This is a genomic window from Rhodococcus sp. BH4 (assembly GCF_002079265.1).
Classification (GTDB): Bacteria; Actinomycetota; Actinomycetes; order Mycobacteriales; family Mycobacteriaceae; genus Rhodococcus_F; species Rhodococcus_F qingshengii.
The window spans coordinates 2,681,008-2,701,581 of record NZ_CP014941.1; the positions used below are offsets into that span (position 1 = coordinate 2,681,008).

General features: G+C 63.8%; 20 protein-coding genes. 17 read left to right on the top strand and 3 right to left on the bottom strand.

Translation table 11 applies throughout. From position 1 onward, the window contains the following. Positions 1 to 35 precede the first annotated feature (35 nt). Both A0W34_RS12500 and A0W34_RS12505 read right to left on the bottom strand, forming a co-directional pair. Entirely contained in the window at positions 36 to 491 is a 456-nt protein-coding gene (locus A0W34_RS12500; protein WP_081557751.1) for a ferritin-like domain-containing protein, read from the bottom strand. Next, positions 488 to 937: a hypothetical protein gene (locus A0W34_RS12505; RefSeq protein WP_081558797.1), complete on the bottom strand. Its 450-nt coding sequence runs from the start codon at positions 935 to 937 to the stop codon at positions 488 to 490. Before A0W34_RS12505 ends, A0W34_RS12500 begins: the two co-directional genes overlap by 4 nt. A gap of 271 nt (positions 938 to 1,208) precedes the next feature. Between A0W34_RS12505 and rimP the strand changes: the two genes are divergently transcribed. The 12 genes from rimP to A0W34_RS12565 all read left to right on the top strand — a co-directional run bounded on the left by rimP (position 1,209) and on the right by A0W34_RS12565 (position 12,883). Further along, a complete protein-coding gene (gene rimP / locus A0W34_RS12510; RefSeq protein ID WP_003942795.1) occupies positions 1,209 to 1,829 on the top strand; it encodes a ribosome maturation factor RimP in 621 nt (206 codons plus the stop codon). Next, positions 1,826 to 2,857, top strand: coding sequence for a transcription termination factor NusA (nusA, locus tag A0W34_RS12515; RefSeq protein ID WP_003942738.1), 1,032 nt, complete (start codon positions 1,826 to 1,828; stop codon positions 2,855 to 2,857). Before rimP ends, nusA begins: the two co-directional genes overlap by 4 nt. 44 nt (positions 2,858 to 2,901) lie before the next feature. Continuing rightward, positions 2,902 to 3,252 (top strand): YlxR family protein, encoded by a 351-nt coding sequence (locus A0W34_RS12520; protein WP_019748063.1) that lies wholly within the window; start codon positions 2,902 to 2,904, stop codon positions 3,250 to 3,252. Between the two features lie 108 nt (positions 3,253 to 3,360). Further along, positions 3,361 to 6,315, top strand: coding sequence for a translation initiation factor IF-2 (gene infB, locus A0W34_RS12525; protein WP_058038656.1), 2,955 nt, complete (start codon positions 3,361 to 3,363; stop codon positions 6,313 to 6,315). A gap of 113 nt (positions 6,316 to 6,428) precedes the next feature. Then, on the top strand, positions 6,429 to 6,719 hold the full coding sequence (locus tag A0W34_RS12530; protein ID WP_003942205.1) for a DUF503 domain-containing protein: 291 nt from the start codon (positions 6,429 to 6,431) through the stop codon (positions 6,717 to 6,719). Positions 6,720 to 6,985: 266 nt separating this feature from the next. After that, positions 6,986 to 7,465 carry a 30S ribosome-binding factor RbfA gene (gene rbfA / locus A0W34_RS12535; RefSeq protein WP_003942248.1) on the top strand — a complete coding sequence of 160 codons (480 nt, stop codon included), beginning with the start codon at positions 6,986 to 6,988 and terminating at the stop codon, positions 7,463 to 7,465. Positions 7,466 to 7,477: 12 nt separating this feature from the next. Beyond that, positions 7,478 to 8,470 carry a DHH family phosphoesterase gene (locus A0W34_RS12540; protein ID WP_081557752.1) on the top strand — a complete coding sequence of 331 codons (993 nt, stop codon included), beginning with the start codon at positions 7,478 to 7,480 and terminating at the stop codon, positions 8,468 to 8,470. Positions 8,471 to 8,480: 10 nt separating this feature from the next. Beyond that, positions 8,481 to 9,884 carry an MATE family efflux transporter gene (locus tag A0W34_RS12545; protein ID WP_232330029.1) on the top strand — a complete coding sequence of 468 codons (1,404 nt, stop codon included), beginning with the start codon at positions 8,481 to 8,483 and terminating at the stop codon, positions 9,882 to 9,884. Further along, positions 9,869 to 10,792 (top strand): metallophosphoesterase family protein, encoded by a 924-nt coding sequence (locus A0W34_RS12550; protein ID WP_007735051.1) that lies wholly within the window; start codon positions 9,869 to 9,871, stop codon positions 10,790 to 10,792. Before A0W34_RS12545 ends, A0W34_RS12550 begins: the two co-directional genes overlap by 16 nt. Positions 10,793 to 10,805: 13 nt before the next feature. Beyond that, positions 10,806 to 11,465, top strand: coding sequence for a 4'-phosphopantetheinyl transferase family protein (locus A0W34_RS12555; RefSeq protein WP_081557754.1), 660 nt, complete (start codon positions 10,806 to 10,808; stop codon positions 11,463 to 11,465). A gap of 24 nt (positions 11,466 to 11,489) precedes the next feature. Further along, positions 11,490 to 12,410, top strand: a complete 921-nt coding sequence (gene truB / locus A0W34_RS12560) for a tRNA pseudouridine(55) synthase TruB (RefSeq protein ID WP_020907442.1) — start codon at positions 11,490 to 11,492, stop codon at positions 12,408 to 12,410. Next, positions 12,407 to 12,883, top strand: a complete 477-nt coding sequence (locus tag A0W34_RS12565) for a GNAT family N-acetyltransferase (protein ID WP_030535608.1) — start codon at positions 12,407 to 12,409, stop codon at positions 12,881 to 12,883. Before truB ends, A0W34_RS12565 begins: the two co-directional genes overlap by 4 nt. 9 nt (positions 12,884 to 12,892) lie before the next feature. Here A0W34_RS12565 and A0W34_RS12570 read toward each other — a convergent pair whose 3' ends face one another. After that, positions 12,893 to 13,639 (bottom strand): metal-dependent transcriptional regulator, encoded by a 747-nt coding sequence (locus A0W34_RS12570; RefSeq protein WP_030535607.1) that lies wholly within the window; start codon positions 13,637 to 13,639, stop codon positions 12,893 to 12,895. Positions 13,640 to 13,756: 117 nt separating this feature from the next. On the opposite strand from A0W34_RS12570, the gene A0W34_RS12575 reads away from it, so the two are divergent. The 5 genes from A0W34_RS12575 (at position 13,757) to A0W34_RS12595 (ending at position 20,529) form a co-directional block, all read left to right on the top strand. Beyond that, positions 13,757 to 14,737: a bifunctional riboflavin kinase/FAD synthetase gene (locus A0W34_RS12575; protein WP_003942148.1), complete on the top strand. Its 981-nt coding sequence runs from the start codon at positions 13,757 to 13,759 to the stop codon at positions 14,735 to 14,737. 158 nt (positions 14,738 to 14,895) lie between these two features. Continuing rightward, positions 14,896 to 15,165: a 30S ribosomal protein S15 gene (rpsO, locus tag A0W34_RS12580; protein ID WP_007735061.1), complete on the top strand. Its 270-nt coding sequence runs from the start codon at positions 14,896 to 14,898 to the stop codon at positions 15,163 to 15,165. 466 nt (positions 15,166 to 15,631) lie between these two features. Continuing rightward, positions 15,632 to 17,902: a polyribonucleotide nucleotidyltransferase gene (locus tag A0W34_RS12585; protein ID WP_003942275.1), complete on the top strand. Its 2,271-nt coding sequence runs from the start codon at positions 15,632 to 15,634 to the stop codon at positions 17,900 to 17,902. 127 nt (positions 17,903 to 18,029) lie between these two features. Next, a complete protein-coding gene (locus A0W34_RS12590) occupies positions 18,030 to 19,388 on the top strand; it encodes a M16 family metallopeptidase (protein WP_003942169.1) in 1,359 nt (452 codons plus the stop codon). Positions 19,389 to 19,416: 28 nt separating this feature from the next. Further along, positions 19,417 to 20,529: an alcohol dehydrogenase catalytic domain-containing protein gene (locus A0W34_RS12595; protein WP_007735068.1), complete on the top strand. Its 1,113-nt coding sequence runs from the start codon at positions 19,417 to 19,419 to the stop codon at positions 20,527 to 20,529. The last annotated feature ends 45 nt before the right edge of the window (positions 20,530 to 20,574 follow it).

Genomic DNA, 20,574 nt, shown 5'->3' on the forward strand with positions numbered 1-20,574 from the left:
ATTAACCGCCGGCGGTTAATAAAGGCGCACAGCAGTTACGAAGTCGGGTCCCCCGGGAACGCTGAGGTGGCCGGAGCGGTTCCCAGCGCGGACCGCCATCCGGCGCCGCGGATCGCCGCATCGGTCAGGCCGTCGATTCCGAACGTGCGGAGTTGGTCGGTATCGACCTGTTCGACGAATGCCCGGTAGGTCACGGCGGTGTCGGATTCGATCTGTGCTGCCAGCTGTGCCGCGGAAACGGCGTCCGTCACCGGAAACGGGACTTCGTAGGCTGCCGCGGCTGTCGGCGGGGTCACGCCCGCGTCGGTCGACAGGACAACCAGCGCATCACGTCGTGCGCGGTGCGCTGCTGTGTGCGTGGCAACCTCGTTGACACGGGCAGGATTCGAAAACGCGGCAACCACTCCGTAAGCGAAGATCGCGGCATTCTCTGATTCGATTGCGGTCAGCAAGGCAGAACTCTCGGATCGACGGGTGTGCGAAGTGATCACGGAAGCAACACCGCAACCTGAGTCGAGCACGACGCGCTGATCGAACCGAGCAGGCCCGCGCGATAGCCGGACATCGTCCGAGCGAGATCCGCGGCACTGCGCGCCGAATCGGCCAGCGAGGTACTCAAGGTTTCGACGCCCGTAGGAGCGTTTGCGACCGAGGTCGACGGGGGCGCTGTGGTCGCAGAGGCGCCGCTGCCCGCTGCTCGCGCAATCTCGGCGTCGAGTTCGAGTGCATGCGCTGTGCGTTCGGCGCTGATCGTGGTCAGTGATGCCGACTTGTCCGGTGCGAGTGCGATGGCGGCGGTTGCGGCTGCCGCGTCGGAGCGGGCTCGATCGGCCTGGGCCGTCAGCTGGTCGACTTCTGCAGCCGCCTCCGCTGTGCCGTTGTCGGTGCAGGCGGTCAACGAGAAGGCAGCAGCGCCCAACGCTGCTGTTCCCGTCATCTTGAGCGCACTCCGCCGGGAGAGTGGGGTAGTAGTCATGGGCGTCAGCACCAGTCCATCGTGCCAGGTGGTCGGCCGATCGTTCGAATCCGCGGCACGTGTTCAAGTGTGACGTGCGTCGGGCACTCTGGTCACGGAGACGCGCAATGAGCGGTACTCTTGGATGCTTGCAGCATGTGGCACCTGGTGTCTTTTCATGCTCGCAGCCGCCCACGTCGACAGTCGACACAAGTCGGACAATCGACGACAACTGAAATGAGGAGTTCGCGAGATGCCGGTGCCATCCAGGGAGAGGGTGATCGAGCTGATCTCCGAACTCGTGCACGCCCAGGGTTATGACGTCGAAGACGTTGTCGTGACCAGTGCGGGCAAGCACAGCGCGGTGCGCATCATGGTCGACAGCGATGCCGGGATCGAGCTCGATGCCGCCGCGGAGATCAGCAGACTCGTTTCGGAACTTTTCGACACCCTCGAGGAAATCGGTGAAACGCCGTACACCCTCGAGGTGACCTCTCCGGGAATCGATCGCCCACTGACGCTCGATCGTCACTGGCGTCGGGCTCGCGGACGTAAAGCGCGAATCGATCTGGCCGGCGAGACCGTGGTGGGCCGTATCGGAACGTTGAACGACGATTCCGTGGCAGTTGTCATCGGTGGCCGTGGCGGACTGACCGTGCGCGAGATTGCACTGGGCGACGTTCAGAAGGCTGTAGTTCAGGTGGAGTTCTCGAAGCCCAGTGAGGCGGAGTTGGAACTCGCGGGCGGCATCCCGGAGGGGCGCGCAGTTCCCTCCGATGCGGTTGACCTCACCGAGGACTCGGGCGTGGACAGTGTCGAAGACGACGAAGCAGAATTAGAAGACGTAGAAAACGAAGAAGGGTTCGACAAGTGAATATCGACATTGCAGCGTTGCGAGCGATCGAAGCCGAAAAAGGTGTCTCGATCGAAACTGTGATCGCCACGATCCAGACCGCGCTGCTGACGGCGTACCGCCACACCGAGGGGCACAAGCAGAACGCTCGGATCGATGTCAACATCAAGACCGGTTCGGTGCGAGTGATGGCGCACGACACCGATGCCGACGGCAACATGATCGGTGAGGAGTGGGACGACACTCCCGAGGGATTCGGACGCATCGCGGCCACCACCGCACGCCAGGTCATCCTGCAGCGTCTGCGCGACGCCGAGCACGAGCGCAGTTTCGGTGAGTTCTCGACCCATGAGGGTGAAATCGTCGGCGGTGTCATTCAGCGTGACACGCGTGCGAATTCCCGCGGAATGGTCGTCGTCCGAATCGGCAGCGAATCCAATGGCGCCGAAGGATTGTTGCCGCCTGCAGAACAGGTTCCCGGCGAGAACTACGAGCACGGTGAGCGCATCAAGTGCTACGTCGTCGGGGTTGCTCGCGGAGCCCGCGGCCCACAGATCACCCTCTCGCGGACCCACCCGAACCTGGTTCGCAAGTTGTTCGCACTCGAGGTTCCAGAGATCGCGGACGGCAGCGTCGAGATCATCAACGTCGCGCGCGAAGCGGGACATCGTTCCAAGATCGCCGTTGCCTCACGTGTGCAGGGGCTCAACGCAAAGGGTGCATGCATCGGCCCGATGGGTCAGCGCGTCCGCAACGTCATGAGCGAACTCGCGGGGGAGAAGATCGACATCATCGACTTCGACGAAGATCCCGCGACGTTTGTGGGCAACGCACTTTCCCCGTCGAAAGTGGTCTCCGTCACTGTCGTCGATCCCGAGGCTCGTGCGGCCCGTGTCATCGTGCCCGATTTCCAGCTTTCGTTGGCCATCGGAAAAGAGGGTCAAAATGCCCGTCTGGCTGCGCGGTTGACGGGATGGCGTATCGACATTCGTAGCGATGCGGCACCCGTTGGCGACGCGTCCGACCGGCCCGCCACGTCCAACGGATAACGGTGGAATGCAGTGATCGAGACGGTTCGGCGGTAGAGTGGACAATGGTTCGACGTGAGTCCTCGGATTCTGCGCGCGTGAAACCCGGTTCGCCGGTCAGAACGTGTGTGGGATGCAGGGAACAAGGGTCGGCTGTCGATCTGTTGAGGGTCGTGGTTGGTGAGCAGGGGCCGGAGGGTTCCCCGCTCGTCCCCGACGTATCGCGAAGACTCCCCGGTCGAGGTGCATGGCTGCACCTGGATCCGAGTTGTCTGAGCCTGGCAGAGCGGCGCCGAGCATTCAGCAGAGCACTGCGAGTGTCCGGAAATCTGGACACGTCCGCTGTCGACCAGCTGGTCGACGCAGTTCACACAAAAGCAGTACCTCTCGAGAAGAACAGGCACAAGCACTCATGAGCACACCGTGAAGCACCAACGATGAACGTCCATCGGCGATAACCCGAGGTCGTGCGGGACCCACATCTGTGGGATGCCTCCTGCTCGACCTCATCAGTGAGGAGAGCAGTGGCAGGCAAGGCCCGCGTGCACGAGTTGGCTAAAGAACTCGGTGTCACCAGCAAGGAACTACTCGCAACGCTCAAGGAGCAAGGCGAGTTCGTGAAGTCTGCGTCATCCACAGTGGAGGCGCCCGTCGCCCGTCGTCTGCGGGAGTCATTCCCGTCGGCAGGCGGAGCAGAAACCAAGTCCGAGACCGGCGCAGCCGCTCCGGCGGCTCGCCCCGCGGCAAAGCCCGGCGCACCGTCGCCGTCGGCTGCAAAGCCTGGCGCACCGCGTCCCGGCCCCAAGCCGGCCGCACCCGCACCGGCTGCTCCCGCAGCTCCGGCCCCGGCAGCCCCCGCGGCTCCCGCAGCCGCTGCTCCGGCAGCACCGTCAGCGCCGTCAGCGCCGGTCCCCACACCGACGTTCAACGCTCCGAAACCAGCACAGCCGGCACGTCCGGCTCCGGCTGCTCCCGCAGCGTCGGCACCGGCAGCCCCCGCGGCTCCGGCCGCACCGTCCACCGGCGCGAAGCCCGGCGGACCGCGTCCGGGACCGAAGGCACCTCGCGTCGGTAACAACCCGTACTCCTCGGCACCCGCCGAGCGTCCGGCACCTCGTCCGGCTCCCGGCGCACCGCGTCCGGGCGCAGGTCAGGGCGGTTCTCGTCCGGCTCCGGGTCAGGGCGGTCCCCGTCCGGCTCCCGGTCAGGGTGGACCTCGTCCGGCTCCGGGTCAGGGCGGCCCCCGTCCGGCTCCCGGCCAGGGTGGACCCCGTCCGCCTGCAGGTCAGGGCGGACCCCGTCCCAGCCCCGGCTCCATGCCTCCTCGCCCGAACCCGGGTGCAATGCCTGCTCGTTCCGCTCGTCCCGCGCCCGGTGGCGGCGGACGTCCGGGTCGTCCCGGTGGCGCTCCCGGTGGTCGTCCGGGTGGCGGCGGCGGTGGATACCGCGGTGGCGGCGCTCCCGGCGCCGGTGCCGGTGCAGGTGCTCCCGGTGGAGCAGCTCCGGCCGGTGGATTCCGCGGTCGTCCCGGCGGCGGTGGCCGTCCCGGTCAGCGCGGCGCAGCGGCAGGTGCATTCGGTCGTCCCGGCGGAGCAGTTCGCCGTGGACGTAAGTCGAAGCGGGCGAAGCGCGCCGAGTACGAAAGCATGCAGGCTCCCGCAGTCGGCGGCGTCAGGCTGCCACGCGGCAACGGCGAGACCATCCGTCTCGCTCGCGGCGCATCTCTGTCGGACTTCGCGGACAAGATCGATGCGAACCCCGCAGCACTCGTGCAGGCGTTGTTCAACCTCGGTGAGATGGTCACGGCAACTCAGTCGGTCAACGACGAGACGCTGGAGCTGCTCGGCGGCGAAATGAACTACGTCGTGCAGGTCGTCAGCCCGGAGGACGAGGATCGCGAGCTGCTCGACAGCTTCGACCTCACCTACGGCGAGGACGCCGGCGGAGAAGAGGACCTCGAGTCCCGTCCGCCTGTGGTCACCGTCATGGGCCACGTCGACCACGGTAAGACCCGTCTGCTCGACGTGATCCGTAAGGCGAATGTCCGTGAGGGCGAAGCCGGCGGCATCACGCAGCACATCGGTGCCTACCAGGTGCTGACCGAGCTCGAGGGCAACGAGCGTCTCGTGACGTTCATCGACACCCCCGGTCACGAGGCCTTCACGGCCATGCGTGCTCGTGGTGCCAAGGCCACCGACCTCGCGATCCTTGTTGTCGCAGCCGACGACGGCGTCATGCCGCAGACGGTGGAAGCGATCAACCACGCCCAGGCGGCCGACGTGCCGATCGTGGTCGCGGTGAACAAGATCGACAAGGAAGGCGCGAACCCGGACAAGATCCGGCAGCAGCTCACCGAGTACGGACTGGTGGCCGAGGAATACGGCGGAGACACCATGTTCGTCGACATCTCGGCGAAGCAGGGTCTCAACATCGACGCACTGCTCGAAGCAGTGCTGTTGACGGCCGACGCTTCCCTGGATCTGCGCGCCAACCCGGACATGGACGCTCAGGGTGTTGCCATCGAGGCGCACCTCGACCGTGGCCGCGGCCCCGTCGCTACCGTGCTCATTCAGCGCGGAACGCTGCGGGTCGGCGACTCGATCGTTGCCGGCGATGCTTACGGCCGCGTCCGCCGCATGGTGGACGAGCACGGTCAGGACGTCCACGAGGCACTGCCTTCACGTCCGGTCCAGGTCATCGGCTTCACATCGGTCCCCGGTGCAGGCGACAACCTGCTCGTGGTCGACGAGGACCGTATCGCTCGTCAGATCGCGGACCGTCGCAACGCACGTAAGCGCAACGCGCTTGCAGCGAAGAGTCGTAAGCGCATCAGCCTCGACGATCTCGATGCAGCTCTGAAGGAACATTCACAGCTGAACTTGATCCTCAAGGGTGACAACTCGGGAACCGTGGAGGCCCTCGAAGAGGCTCTCCTCGGAATTCCGATCGACGACGAGGTGCAGTTGCGTGTCATCGACCGCGGTGTCGGTGGCATCACGGAGACCAACGTCAACCTGGCTGCTGCGTCCAACGCGATCATCATCGGCTTCAACGTCCGCGCCGAAGGCAAGGCAACGGAGCTGGCGAACCGCGAGGGCGTCGACATTCGCTACTACTCGGTGATCTACCAGGCCATCGACGAGGTCGAGAAGGCACTCAAGGGTCTGCTCAAGCCGGTGTACGAAGAGGTCGAGCTGGGCAAGGCAGAGATCCGCGCCATGTTCCGTTCGTCCAAGATCGGCAACATTGCCGGTTGCTTGGTCACGTCGGGCAGCATCCGTCGCAACGCCAAGGCACGTCTCATCCGCGACAGCAAGGTCATTGCCGAGACGGTCACCATCTCCTCGCTCAAGCGGGAGAAGGAAGACGCTACCGAGGTTCGCGAAGGCTACGAATGTGGTTTGACCGTTACCTATTCCGATATCAAGATCGGTGACGTTCTCGAGTGCTACGAGCTTCGCGAGAAGCCGCGCGACTGATTATGTCGACACGGGCGTTGGGGCGGACGCACGTGGGTACTAGCTGACATGGACTCTCTCGGACTTGAACATACAAGTCCGAGAGAGTCCATTCGGCTCTGTCTAGGGGGAAAATGTTTGTAGGGGCACTGGAGTTCGACATCCTTTTCGGCGATGTCCACTCACTCAAGGAAAAGCGTTCGATGCTGTCGCCGATCCTGACGGAACTCCGTCGATTCGGTGTGAGTGCAGCGGAGGCGGGGGAGCAGGGACGCCTGCGTCGTGCGCTCGTGGGCGTCGGTGTGGTCAGTTCGTCCGTCGATCACCTGCACGATGTTCTCGATCATTGTGAGCGAGCGGTCGCTGAGCGTCCGGAGATTCAGTTGCTGGCTGTGCGAAGGCGAATTTTCGGCCCGGAAGACTGAGCGTCACCGATCTGTGTCGCTTAGCCACTCTTCCAGACGCCGTAACGAATCGAGTTCGTCGGCAAGGGATTCGGTGGCTTCGGGACCAACTGTGGCGGTGTTTGTGCTCACGCTCGACACATGCGACAACTGACCTCTACCGATGGTGATTTGGTTGCCGGGTAGCCGATGGACGAGACTGTTGTCGGTAATAATTCTTGTTAACCAGAACTTTGATCGATCGAGTCACCTCGATTCGAGTGGCCAGGTAGAGGAGACTGACAGTCATGGTAGATCCAGCCCGGGCACGCAAGTTGGCAAAGCGTATCGGAACCATCGTCGCGACGGCGATCGATCACGAGATCAAGGATCCGCGACTCGCATTCGTGACCATCACGGACACCAAGGTCACCAACGATCTGCACGACGCGACGGTGTACTACACAGTCATGGGCGAGAAGGTCGATTCCGCACCCGATGTGGAAGCCGCCGCCGCAGGTCTCGAGAAGGCCAAGGGTGTTCTGCGCTCGAAGGTTGGTGCCGGAACCGGAGTTCGCTTCACACCGACTCTGACGTTTGTCGCCGATACCGTTCCCGACACCGCGCGTCATATGGAAGAACTGCTGGCCCGTGCCAAGGCCGCCGACGACGAGGTCGCCAAGGCGCGTGAGAATGCACAGCCGGCCGGAGATGCAGATCCGTACAAGGAGCCGCGAGTGGCTTCGGACGAAGACGAGGCGTCGCCAGATGTTCGTGAAGCCGACTGACGCGCACCGAGAATGACGATCACCGCACTTTCGGACGTCGACCCCTGCGAGGCGAAGTTCGCTCAGGTGGCCGAGGTTCTCGAATCGGCACACACGGTGACAATTCTCTGCCATGTGCAGCCGGATGCGGACACGATCGGCAGCGGACTTGCGCTCGGTCTCGTTCTCGAGCGTCGGGGAGTTTCGGTGCAGGTCGCGTTCAGTCGGCCGTCGGCGCTGCCCGAGTCGATGCGCGATTTCCCCGGTCTCCACTTGCTCGTGGCGCCCACTGATGTTCGGGAAAGTGTCGATGTACTGGTGACGGTGGATGTCGGCAGCGAGGGCCGTCTCGGTGAGTTGTCGAGTCGACTCGCCGGCGCGAATCGCACGATCGTCCTTGATCACCATCGCTCCAATTCCGAATTCGGAAGTATCAACGTCGTCGACGAAACCGCTGCTTCGACGACGGCGCTCATCGCACGATTCTTCGATGCGTGGGGAGTCGCGATCGATCGCGATATCGCGCACTGTCTCTATGCCGGACTGGTCACCGACACCGGCTCCTTCCGGTGGGGAGGTCCGCTTCCGCACGTGCTCGCGGCGCGTTTGCTGGCGACCGGCATCGACGGCGACGCGATTGCGCGAAAGCTGCTCGACACCCATCCGTTCGGGTGGTTGCCGATGCTGGCTTCGGTACTCGGGTCCGCGGTGCTGGTCCCGGAAGCCGCGGACGGCCGTGGGCTGGTGTACGCGGTGATCCGACGCAGTGACATCGGCGATCTTCGCTCCGAGGAGATCGAGAGCGTCGTCGATATCGTGCGGACTACTTCGGAAGCCGAAGTTGCCGCCGTACTCAAAGAGTCGGTTTCCGGAAGCTGGTCGATCTCGTTGCGTGCAAAGTCGGCGATCGACGTGTCGGCGGTCGCTGAAAGTCTTGGTGGCGGCGGGCACCGGCTGTCGGCCGGATATACGTCGACCACTTCCAGCGACGAGATTGTTGCCGCGCTCGTCGCGGCACTCGGCTGAATCCGCGGCATTGAGCGAATCTGACGCCACCTCGGCGGGATCTTCGGCAGCTGATTTCGACGTCACTGGGCGTCGAATCTTTTCCCTGGCGTTTCCGGCACTCGGGGTACTGGCGGCCGAACCCCTCTATCTGTTGTTCGACATCGCCGTGGTCGGCCGACTCGGGGCGCTTCCGCTGGCCGGATTGGCAGTCGGTGGTCTGATCCTGTCGTTGGTGAGTACGCAGCTGACCTTCTTGTCGTACGGCACCACGGCGCGGGCCGCACGGCTTCACGGGGCGGGCCGCGAGCGCGACGCGGTGGGCGAGGGTGTTCAGGCGACCTGGCTGGCGGCCGCGATCGGCTTGGTCTTGGTCGTGATCGTGCAGGTGATCGCCGGCCCGCTGACTTCGGCGGTGGCCGGGACTCCCGACATCGCCGCGGCTGCGGAAAGTTGGCTCCGGATAGCGGTGTTGGGTGTTCCGCTCATCCTGGTGGCCCTGGCCGGCAACGGCTGGATGCGCGGGGTTCAGAACACGGTGCGACCGCTGCGGTTCGTCCTTGTCGGCCTGGGTATTTCGGCGGTGTTGTGTCCGATTCTGGTGCATGGCTTGCTCGGTGCTCCGCGTCTGGAACTCGAAGGATCAGCTGTTGCGAATCTGGTGGGCCAGAGTGTTTCGGGTGTGCTGTTCGCCTGGGCGCTCTTTCGTGAACCGGTTTCGGCTCGACCACATTTTGCGACCATGCGGGCGCAGATGCTGATGGGCCGTGACCTGATTCTGCGCAGCCTCGCATTCCAAGCGTGTTTCGTTTCCGCGGCTGCAGTGGCGTCGAGGTTCGGTGCGGCTGTAGTCGGTGCACACCAAGTCGTCCTCCAACTGTGGAACCTGGTTTCGCTCCTTCTCGATTCCTTGGCGATCGCAGCTCAGACGCTGATCGGAGCGGCGCTCGGCGGTGGATTCGCAGCCGCGGCGAAAAGGATGACCTGGCGGATCACCGCATGGTCGACGGTATTTGCCGTGGTGCTCGCGATCTTCTTCGCCGCCGGCCACTCCGTGATCCCCGGACTTTTCACGTCCGACGCCGAGGTGCTCGGTCAGATGTCGATCGCATGGTGGTTCTTCGTCGCGATCATGCCGGTGGCGGGAATCGTCTTCGCACTCGACGGTGTTCTACTCGGCGCCGGGGACGTGGTGTTTCTGCGCAACGCGACCATGCTCTGCGCAGTTCTCGGGTTTCTGCCCGCGATCTGGCTCTCTCTCGCCTACGACTGGGGGCTCGCCGGAATTTGGGCAGGGCTTACCGTGTTCGTAGTACTTCGGATGGTCGCGGTGTCGTGGCGAGCGTTTTCCGGCAAGTGGGCAGTGACAGGTCCGGCGACGGCGAAGCGCGGAAGTTCAACTGAGGAAGCAGAGGGATCGTGGCAGCAAAGCTGATGGCGGTGAGCGACATTCATGTCGGTCACAACGGCAACAAGCCGATGACGGAGGAACTGTTTCCGGATTCGCCTGACGACTGGCTCATTCTCGCCGGAGATGTTTCCGAGAAAACTGACGACATTCGGTGGGCGTTGAAGCTCCTTCGCAGCCGATTCGCAAAGGTCATCTGGATTCCGGGCAACCACGAACTGTGGACGACCGCCAAGGATCCGGTTCAGATTCACGGAGCGCCGCGCTACGAGTACCTGGTCAACATGTGCCGCGAACTCGACGTCATCACACCCGAGGACCCGTTCCCGGTGTGGGAGGGAGACGAGGGACCGGTCACGGTCGTCCCGATGTTTCTTCTCTACGACTACTCCTTCCTGCCGGAAGGTGCGCGAGACAAGGAACACGGGCTCGAGATCGCGCGTGACAAGAACGTCGTCGCCACCGACGAGTTCCTACTCTCACCGCAGCCGTATGCCACGCGCGACGCATGGTGCCGGGCGAGGATCGAGTACACCCAGGCGCGGTTGGATGCGCTTCCCGAAGGCACAAGAACCGTTCTCGTGAACCATTTCCCGATGGTCCGGCAGCCGACGGACGTACTCATGTATCCGGAGTTCGCACTGTGGTGCGGAACCACCGCGACCGCCGACTGGCACGTGAAGTACAACGCGGTGTGCTCGGTGTACGGGCACCTGCACATCCCTCGAACCACGTACTACGACGGCGTCCGCTTCGAGGAAGTCTCACTCGGATACCCGCGCGAGTGGCGTCGGCGTGGACTGCCGGAGAAGTTGTTGCGTCAGATTCTTCCCGTTCCGGAGTACCCGCCGGGAACGCTCAACAAGTGGGGTGGCCACTTCAAGGTCACGCCGGAGCAGGAAGCCGAAGTCGAGCGCATGCGCGCCGCACGCTGAGAGGTATCGCTACGTGATCGAACAGATTCTTCCCGGTGGAGTTGCGACGGCCGAGGCCTTCGTCGATCCGCCCGGTCTGGTTCCGCACCCCAGTGAGGAAGCGTTGATCGGCCGCGCGGTCGAGAAGCGTCGTCGTGAGTTCGTGACCACCCGGCACCTTGCGCGTCAGGCGATGGGCAAGCTCGGTGTTCCGTCTGCCGCTGTCATGCGCGGTGAGCGTGGTGCGCCGCTCTGGCCGCAGGGAGTGGTCGGGAGCCTCGCCCATTGCGACGGCTACCGCGGCGCTGTCCTGGCGTACTCCATGCAGGTCCGCTCACTCGGTATCGACGCCGAACCGCACGGCCCGCTGCCGGACGGGGTATTGCCCGCGGTCAGCATCGAGGCGGAACGAACGTGGTTGGACACTCAGGAAACCGGCGGTCCGGTGCACTGGGATCGAGTGCTCTTCTGCGCGAAGGAAGCCACGTACAAGGCGTGGTTTCCGCTCACCGGGCGCTGGTTGGGTTTCGAGGACGCCCACATCACGTTCGAGGCGAAGTCGGAAACGTCCGGCACTTTCAACTCGCGTCTGCTGGTCCCCGGTGAGGCGACGTCCGGTCCGCCGCTCACCTCTTTCGACGGCAGGTGGTTGGTGTCGGACGGACTCATCCTGACGGCAATTTCGGTGCAGTGAGCGCGACTGGCAGAATCGGCACACGTGTCAGCTCGTGAAAAGCCTTCCTCCGGTCTTGTCGGCGCCGGAATTCTGATTGTCGACAAAGAGGCGGGTATCACCAGCCACGACGTGGTCGCTCGGTGCCGCAAGTTGTTGAACACCCGGAAGGTGGGACACGCCGGGACGCTGGATCCCATGGCGACCGGTGTTCTCGTTCTCGGCGTCGAGCGTGCGACCAAGTTGCTCGGACTCCTGGCGCTGACAACCAAGGCGTACTCGGCGACTATTCGCCTCGGGGCAGCGACGGACACGGACGATGCCGAGGGGGAGGTCCTGACCTCCGCAGACGCTTCGCAGGTGACGGACGCGGAGATCGCGGCGATCGTGGCCACGCTGACCGGGGACATCAAGCAGATCCCGGCAAGCGTGAGCGCTATCAAGGTGGACGGTCAGCGCGCACATGCTCTGGTGCGTGCGGGAGAAACCGTCGAGCTGGCGCCGCGTCCGGTAACGGTGTCGACTTTCGAGGTTCTGGCTCGGCGAGATGTCCCGGGTGGCTTCGTCGATCTGGACGTCGACGTGGAGTGCTCGTCCGGTACGTACATCCGCTCGCTTGCCCGCGACCTCGGTCGTGAATTGGGCGTCGGCGGTCATTTGACGGCATTGCGCCGCACCCGCGTCGGGCCGTTCACTCTCGAACATGCGCGCACGCTCGAAGATCTCGCGGATCAGCCGGGTGTGAGCCTCGACATCGATCAGGCCGCGCAGACGGCTTTTCCGCATCGGCAGATCACGGCGGAGGAAGCCGAGGCGATCAGCCAGGGGCGCTGGCTCGAGCCGATCGGGATGAAGGGGATCTGTGCGGCGATCGATCCCACCGGTCACACGATTGCGCTTCTGCAGGAGAAGGGTCGACGCGCCAGTTCGGTGATGGTCGTGCGACCGGCGACGCTTCGCGGGTGATCGTCCGCGAGCGTGTCGACGGCGACCTCGACGGTTGCGTCGATGCGCTGGCACAGGTCCACGAGTGCGACGGATATCCGAACACGTGGCCGCAGAACCCGCACCGCTGGCTCAGTTCGCCCACGGTGGTGAAGGCGTGGGTCGGTGAGAGCGACGGTCGTGTTGTCGGTCATGTGGCCGTCGACAGCGAGGTCGCAGGTGCGCCCACAACCGCGGGATCGATAGCCGTGTCGCGATTGTTCGTTCATCCTGGCTCACGTGGAAACGGCCTCAGCGATGCGCTACTCGATGCCGTGACGGATTTCGCAGCCGAGAGTCGGTTGGAACTGGTGCTCGACGTCGTCGACGACGCTCTGCCGGCGATCGCACTGTACGAGCGTCGAGGGTGGGTGTACGTCGACGAGAGGCTCGCCGACTGGACCCGGACCGACGGCGTCCGGCCCGTGGAACGCCGATACCGACTGCCGCTTTGACTACCTCGGCTAGACGAGCCAAATTGCTTGAGCGACTGGACTTCCCAAGTCGATGGTGTTGGGGCTGTCGCCGAGTCGAACGGACACTGTCCCGGCGAAATCGCGGCGCTCCTCGACGGTGATCTCGACATCGAGACTGACGCCGACGGAATCGAAGTACCGGAGCATTTCGGGATCGGAATCGGAGATCCGGGCAACGCGGCCCCGCTCACCGTTGGCGAAGTCGCTGAGCTGGCGGGCCGGGGGAGTCGGCACCGAACCGTCGGTGGCGGGAATGGGATCACCGTGCGGGTCACGTTCGGGGAAGCCCAGTTTGGCGTCCATCCGCGAGATCATCAGATCGGAAACGGCGTGTTCGAGGACTTCGGCCTCGTCGTGGACTTCGTCCCAGCCGTATCCGAGTTCCTGAACCAGATAGGTCTCGATCAACCGGTGGCGCCGGACCATGGAGACGGCGGCGGCGCGGCCGCTGTCGGTCAGGGCGATGGATCCGTAGCGGGCGTGATCGACCAGGCCCTGGTCCGAGAGTTTGCGGATCGCCTCGGACACCGTCGAGGCCGAGACGCTCATTTTCTCGGACAGGAGCTTGGTGGAAACCCGCTCGTGGGACCACTCCTGGATAGTCCAGATGACCTTGAGGTAGTCCTGGGCCACCGACGAGAGTGCGAGCGTGTCGATTGCCGCGTCGTGCGCCGAAGTGCTGTCGCCATCCGACGTCGATGATGCTTCCGAGGTTCCGGTCTTGTGAGCTGCCACAACGCTTAGCTTAGGCTACGAAATCCGGAACTTCCGTACGTGAGCGGCAGCACAGCGGTGATTCGCTGGGCGGGTCCGAACGTGACCCGCCGCCGGTGGACCCGTAGGCTGCCAATCGTGCTGAGATGGCGTGGTCTCGACGAAGTTCCGGCCGATTGGGGTCGTTGTGTGCTCACTATCGGTGTGTTCGACGGTGTGCATCGTGGGCATGCCCAATTGATAGCGAGAGCGGTTACCGCTGCCCGCAAACGTGGTGTTCCGAGCGTGTTGATGACGTTCGACCCGCATCCCATGGAGGTTGTGCGGCCGGGTAGTCATCCAGCCCAGTTGACGACGCTGCAACGGCGTGCGGAATTGGCTCAGGATCTGGGCATCGACGTGTTCTGCGTGATGCCGTTCACCGCTGATTTCATGAAGCTGACGCCGGAGCGCTACGTCCACGAGATTCTCGTCGAACGTCTACATGTCGCCGAGGTCGTGGTGGGGGACAACTTCACCTTCGGCAAGAAGGCGCTCGGCAATGTCGATCTTCTTCGTGAAATGGGCGCTCGCTTCGGCTTTGCCGTCGACGGCGTCCAGCTGCTCGCCGAGCATGCGGTGACGTTCTCGTCGACCTACATCCGCTCGTGCGTCGACGCAGGCGACATGGAAGCGGCTACCGAAGCTCTGGGCCGTCCACATCGTGTCGAAGGTGTGGTCGTCCACGGTGACAAGCGTGGACGCGAGTTGGGGTTCCCGACGGCCAACGTTGCACCGCCGATGTTTTCGGCGATTCCGGCCGACGGCGTGTACGCGGCGTGGTTCACGGTGCTTGGTGCCGGCGAGGAACTCGGAACCGTCGTTCCCGGTCGCCGATACCAAGCCGCGGTGTCTGTGGGTACCAATCCGACCTTCTCCGGCCGGACCCGAACCGTCGAGGCATACGTTCTCGACACCGAAGCAGACCTGTACGGACAACACGTCGCGGTCGACCTGGTTTCGCGGATTCGCGGTATGGAGAAGTTCGACTCGATCGAGTCGCTCATCACGGCAATGAACCGAGATGTCGAACGCGCACGCCGGATTCTGAGTGAGGATGCAGAACGCAGCGTCGGTTGAGTTCCTCCTGTGTCAGTGGCGGCCGCCACATTCGCTCCAGGTGGGCGAGAGCGCCTCATTGCTGCTGGTAGGATCTTCTCTCGGTGCGTGCTGCGGTTTGCGGTGGCCGCGCCCGATCTAGTTCCTTTCACGCAAACGTCATCACAGGAGTGAATCAAGTGGCATTGACCACGGAAGAAAAGAAGGCCGTTCTCGGCGAGTACGGCTTGCACGAGACCGACACGGGATCGCCTGAAGCTCAGGTGGCAATGCTCACCAAGCGCATCACCGATCTCACCGAGCACCTCAAGACCCACAAGCATGACCACCACTCGCGTCGTGGACTGCTCTTGATGGTCGGTCGCCGTCGTCGTCTGCTGAAGTACGTGGCAAAGACCGACGTCGCTCGCTACCGCACGCTCATCGAGCGTCTCGGCCTGCGTCGCTAGATTTTTCTCACGACGCTGATCGAAAGCAACACGGCATGCTTCGGTTTGCCGAACACTCCGTCAGCCGGCGAAGCCACGCATATACTGGGCTTCGCTGGCTTTCGGCGTTAGCTGCCGCAAGGCAGTTTCCGCTGTCGGCGCTATGCACAGTTGTCTATGCGCAGTTGTTTATGCGCAGTTGTTTATGCGCAGTTGTGCAGTACGCAGCCAGCACACCGTATGCACCAGAGAACGTGGTGTCGGTTGTCGGTAGTGGTTCTCCGGACCGGGCAAGAGCCCGAAAGCTCCGGCGGACTTCGATCGACGGCCGCCCGAACGTCGTGACGTCCCGAAGCAGAAATCGCTCGCATCGCAAGGAGCGTCTGCAATTCAAGAGGGGGACGTCCCTCGGTGCGCAGTTTCCACCAGGAGGGTGGAAACGCCCGCGCGGGTACGGCGAAGACGAGAGGGAAGTGAAGAGAAAAGAATGACAGAGAATTCCGTAGTAGAGGTCGACGAAGGCGTGTTCGAATCCACCGCCGTGATCGACAACGGGTCCTTCGGTACCCGCACCATCCGTTTCGAGACCGGACGCCTTGCTCAGCAGGCCGCCGGCGCCGTCGTTGCTTACCTGGACGACGAGACCATGCTGCTGTCCGCCACGAGCGCCAGCAAGCACCCCAAGGAGCACTTCGACTTCTTCCCCCTGACGGTGGACGTCGAAGAGCGTATGTACGCAGCGGGCCGCATCCCCGGTTCGTTCTTCCGTCGTGAGGGACGCCCCTCCACCGACGCGATCCTGACTTGCCGCCTCATCGACCGGCCGCTGCGCCCGTCCTTCGTCGACGGTCTCCGTAACGAGATCCAGGTCGTCGTCACGGTCATGAGCCTCAACCCGCAGGATCTGTACGACGTCGTGGCCATCAACGCCGCTTCCGCGTCGACGCAGATCGCGGGCCTGCCGTTCTCCGGACCCGTCGGTGGCGTTCGCGTTGCACTCATCGTCTCGGACGAGAACAAGACCGGCCAGTGGGTTGCATTCCCGACGGTCGATCAGCTCGAGAACGCCGTCTTCGACATGGTCGTCGCCGGCCGCGTCGTTTCCGGTAGCGGTGACAACGCCGACGTCGCGATCATGATGGTCGAGGCCGAGGCCACCGACAACGTCATCGCGAAGATCGCCGACGGCGCTCAGGCACCGACCGAGGCCATTGTCGCCGAGGGCCTCGAGGCCGCCAAGCCGTTCATCGCACGCCTGTGCGCTGCACAGGCAGCACTTGCATCCAAGGCTGCAAAGCCCACGGGTGACTACCCGGTCTTCCCGGCGTACCAGGACGACGTTTTTGCTGCCGTCGAGGCTGCTGCGTCCGAAAAGCTCAATGCCGCACTGACAATCGCCGGCAAGCAGGAACGCGACGACAAGACCGACGAGGTCAAGGTCGAGGTTCTCGAGCAGGTTGCACCCAACTTCGAAGGCCGCGAGAAGGAACTGGGAGCAGCGTTCCGCTCGCTCACCAAGAAGCTGGTTCGCCAGCGCATCCTGCGCGATCAGTTCCGCATCGACGGCCGCGGCGTCACGGACATCCGTTCGCTGTCCGCCGAGGTTGCGATCATCCCGCGCGCACACGGCTCCGCACTGTTCGAGCGTGGCGAGACCCAGATCCTGGGTGTGACCACTCTCGACATGGTGAAGATGGCTCAGCAGGTCGACTCGCTCGGTCCCGAGACCACCAAGCGCTACATGCATCATTACAACTTCCCGCCGTACTCCACCGGTGAGACGGGCCGCGTCGGTTCGCCGAAGCGTCGCGAAATCGGTCACGGTGCACTCGCCGAGCGCGCTCTCATGCCGGTTCTGCCCAGCGTCGAAGAGTTCCCTTACGCGATTCGCCAGGTCTCCGAGGCTCTGAGCTCCAACGGTTCCACCTCGATGGGCTCGGTGTGCGCGTCCACGCTCGCACTGCTCAACGCCGGTGTGCCGCTTCGCGCTCCGGTTGCCGGTATCGCCATGGGTCTGGTTTCCGACCAGGTCGACGGCGAAACCCGCTACGTCGCGCTGACCGACATCCTCGGCGCCGAAGACGCCTTCGGCGACATGGACTTCAAGGTCGCAGGTACCAAGGACTTCGTCACGGCCCTGCAGCTGGACACGAAGCTCGACGGCATCCCGTCGCAGGTCCTTGCCGGTGCACTCTCGCAGGCCAAGGACGCACGGACCACGATCCTCGAGGTCATGGCGGAAGCCATCGACACCCCGGACGAGATGAGCCCGTTCGCTCCCCGCGTGACGGCCATCAAGGTCCCCGTCGACAAGATCGGTGAGGTCATCGGCCCCAAGGGCAAGATGATCAACTCCATCACCGAGCAGACCGGTGCCAACATCTCCATCGAAGACGACGGCACCGTGTTCGTCGGCGCCACCGATGGACCGTCTGCACAGGCCGCGATCGACATGATCAACGCCATTGCCAACCCGCAGCTCCCCAAGGTCGGCGAGCGGTTCCTGGGCACGGTCGTCAAGACCACCGCCTTCGGTGCCTTCGTTTCGCTCCTGCCGGGACGCGACGGACTGGTGCACATCTCGAAGCTGGGCAGCGGTAAGCGCATTGCCAAGGTCGAAGACGTGGTCAACGTCGGATCCAAGATCCGCGTCGAGATCGCCGACATCGATGCTCGCGGCAAGATCTCGCTGATCCCGGTCGAAGAGGGCAACGACGAGGCTGCCGCTCCGGCCGCCGACGAGGCTGCTTCCGAGTAGATCTCACTTCGTACTCTGATGCGGCCCCGCGCGGATTTCCGTGCGGGGCCGCATCTGTACTGTCTGTAGACACAGAGCCTGTAGATACCTGATTGACCACTTGCACCGAGGACTGCTGAACCTTTTCATGGCAAAGACCACTCCCAACACCACGCGCAGCCGCAGCGCTGTGCTGAAATCGCCGATCGATGCGACTCCCGAATCCGGAGTACAGCGCACGGTCCTTCCCGGCGGCCTGCGCGTCGTCACCGAGTTCATTCCCGGTGTGCGTTCCGCCTCCGTCGGTGTGTGGGTCGGAGTCGGCTCGCGCGACGAGCAGCCGAGTGTGGCCGGTGCCGCGCATTTTCTCGAGCACCTGCTGTTCAAGTCGACGCCGTCACGGACGGCGTTGGACATCGCGCAGGTCATGGATGGTGTGGGCGGCGAACTCAATGCATTCACGTCGAAGGAACACACCTGTTTCTACGCGCACGTGATCGACGACGACCTTCCGATGGCGGTTGACCTTGTCGCCGACGTCGTGCTGCGAGGGCGTTGCAGAACCGCGGACGTCGATGTCGAGCGGCAAGTAGTGCTCGAAGAGATCGCGATGCGTGACGACGATCCGGAAGACTTGCTCGGCGACGCGTTCCTGACCGCGTTGTTCGGCGATCATCCTGTCGGCCGTCCGATCATCGGTAGCGTCGAATCGATCGAGTCGATGTCGCGCAATCAGTTGCATTCCTTCCATGTTCGGCGTTACACACCGCAGCGGATGGTGCTGGCCGTAGCGGGAAACGTCGACCACAAGCAGGTTGTGACGCTCGCTCGCCGTGCATTTGCCGGACATCTCGAGCGCGGGGTCAAGCCGGCGCCGCGGCGCGAAGGCACTCTGCGTTTGCGAACGATGCCTGAACTGAGCTTGACCCACCGCGACAGCGAGCAGGTCCACCTTGCGCTCGGGGTACGCGCGTTCGGCCGGCACGAGGGCCATCGCTGGGCGCTGTCGGTGCTCAACGCCGCAGTGGGCGGTGGGCTGAGTTCTCGTCTGTTCCAAGAGATTCGGGAGAAGCGCGGGCTGGCGTACTCCGTCTATTCCGGCGTCGACACCTTCGCGGACACCGGAGCGTTCTCCGTGTATGCAGGTTGCCAGCCGGAGAACCTCGGGGAGGTTGCCACGGTTATCCGCGAGGTACTCGCGAACGTGGCGACGGACGGAATCACCGATGCCGAGATCGCCCGCGCCAAGGGATCGCTGCGCGGCGGATTGGTTCTGGCACTGGAAGATTCAGGCTCACGCATGAACCGTATCGGTCGCAGCGAACTGAACTACGGCAACCATCGCAGTGTTGCGCAGACGCTCGCGACCATCGACGCAGTCACCTCCGAAGAGGTGCTCGAGGTGGCGCAGGTGCTCTTGACGAGGCCGTTTGCAGCCGCCGTCGTGGGTCCGTACAAGCGGGTTCGTGACCTCCCCGCGTCGGTACGCGGGATCGTGGGCAAGTAGTTCGAACTATCGAAATCGGGGTGTGCAGTTGAAGATCCGTGGTGCAGTGCTCGAAGAGATCGGCCGGAAGCGTCCCTTCGCAGAGTCGACTCCGATTTCGATTTCGGAACTCGACCTCGAATCCCCGGGCCCGGGTGAGATCCTGGTCAAGATCGAAGCTGCCGGGCTTTGTCACTCCGACCTCTCCGTGGTCGACGGCAATCGGGTACGACCCGTGCCGATGTTGTTGGGCCATGAGGCGGCAGGTCGAATCATCGAACTCGGCGACGGAGTTGATTCGTTGTCGGTGGGCACCCGCGTCGTGATGACTTTTCTTCCGCGGTGCGGTGAATGTGCGGGATGCGCCACTGACGGCCGGATGCCTTGCACGGTGGGTAGCGCTGCCAACAACGACGGCAGTTTGCTCGGTGGCGCGCATCGACTGCGGCGCTCCGGCGAGAACGTCAAACATCATCTCGGTGTTTCGGGTTTCGCGACGCATGCTGTGGTCAACGCCAAGTCGGTTGTTCCCGTCGACGACGACATCCCGGCCGAAATTGCAGCCGTACTCGGTTGTGCGGTGTTGACCGGTGGGGGAGCGCTCCTCAACGCGGCGAAGCCTCGCCCGGCAGACACCGTGATGGTGGTCGGCTTGGGTGGCGTCGGGATGGCCGCAATCCTGACGGCGAGGGCACTCGGGGTCGAGAACGTCATCGGTGTCGACGCACTGGAATCCAAGCTGGCTCAGGCGCTGGAACTGGGCGCGACCGAGGTCTTCACACCGTCCGGCCTGTCCGAGAGTGGCGTTCGCGCAGACATCGTCGTCGAGGCCGCGGGAAATGCTCGGGCCTTCGAGACAGCGGTGGCTGCGACGGCAGCGGGTGGCACGACCGTCACGGTCGGGTTGCCGGCGCCTGACGCGCGCTCGTCGATCTCACCTCTCGGACTGGTCGCCGAAGCGCGGACCATTATCGGCAGCTACCTGGGATCTGCGGTCCCGTCCCGCGACATCCCGATCTACGCGCAGTTGTGGCGCGACGGGAAGCTGCCGGTCGAGAAGCTCATTTCCTCGCGAATCGAATTGGCCGACATCAATTCGGGTATGGACGAACTCGCCGACGGAAAAGCAATCCGACAGGTCATTATCTTCGACGCGGAGTAGGAGCACGTCGGTGTTATGCAGCGGAAATGAGGCGTTTGCGCCCCC

Excerpts from the sequence above, each read along its gene's own strand:
- A0W34_RS12520 (WP_019748063.1), top strand. The coding sequence starts at position 2,902 with ATGGTTCGACGTGAGTCCTCGGATTCTGCGCGCGTGAAACCCGGTTCG.
- A0W34_RS12530 (WP_003942205.1), top strand. The coding sequence starts at position 6,429 with ATGTTTGTAGGGGCACTGGAGTTCGACATCCTTTTCGGCGATGTCCAC.
- rbfA (WP_003942248.1), top strand. The coding sequence starts at position 6,986 with ATGGTAGATCCAGCCCGGGCACGCAAGTTGGCAAAGCGTATCGGAACC.
- A0W34_RS12540 (WP_081557752.1), top strand. The coding sequence starts at position 7,478 with ATGACGATCACCGCACTTTCGGACGTCGACCCCTGCGAGGCGAAGTTC.
- rimP (WP_003942795.1), top strand. The coding sequence starts at position 1,209 with ATGCCGGTGCCATCCAGGGAGAGGGTGATCGAGCTGATCTCCGAACTC.
- A0W34_RS12505 (WP_081558797.1), bottom strand. The coding sequence starts at position 937 with ATGACGGGAACAGCAGCGTTGGGCGCTGCTGCCTTCTCGTTGACCGCC.
- A0W34_RS12590 (WP_003942169.1), top strand. The coding sequence starts at position 18,030 with ATGGCAAAGACCACTCCCAACACCACGCGCAGCCGCAGCGCTGTGCTG.
- A0W34_RS12585 (WP_003942275.1), top strand. The coding sequence starts at position 15,632 with ATGACAGAGAATTCCGTAGTAGAGGTCGACGAAGGCGTGTTCGAATCC.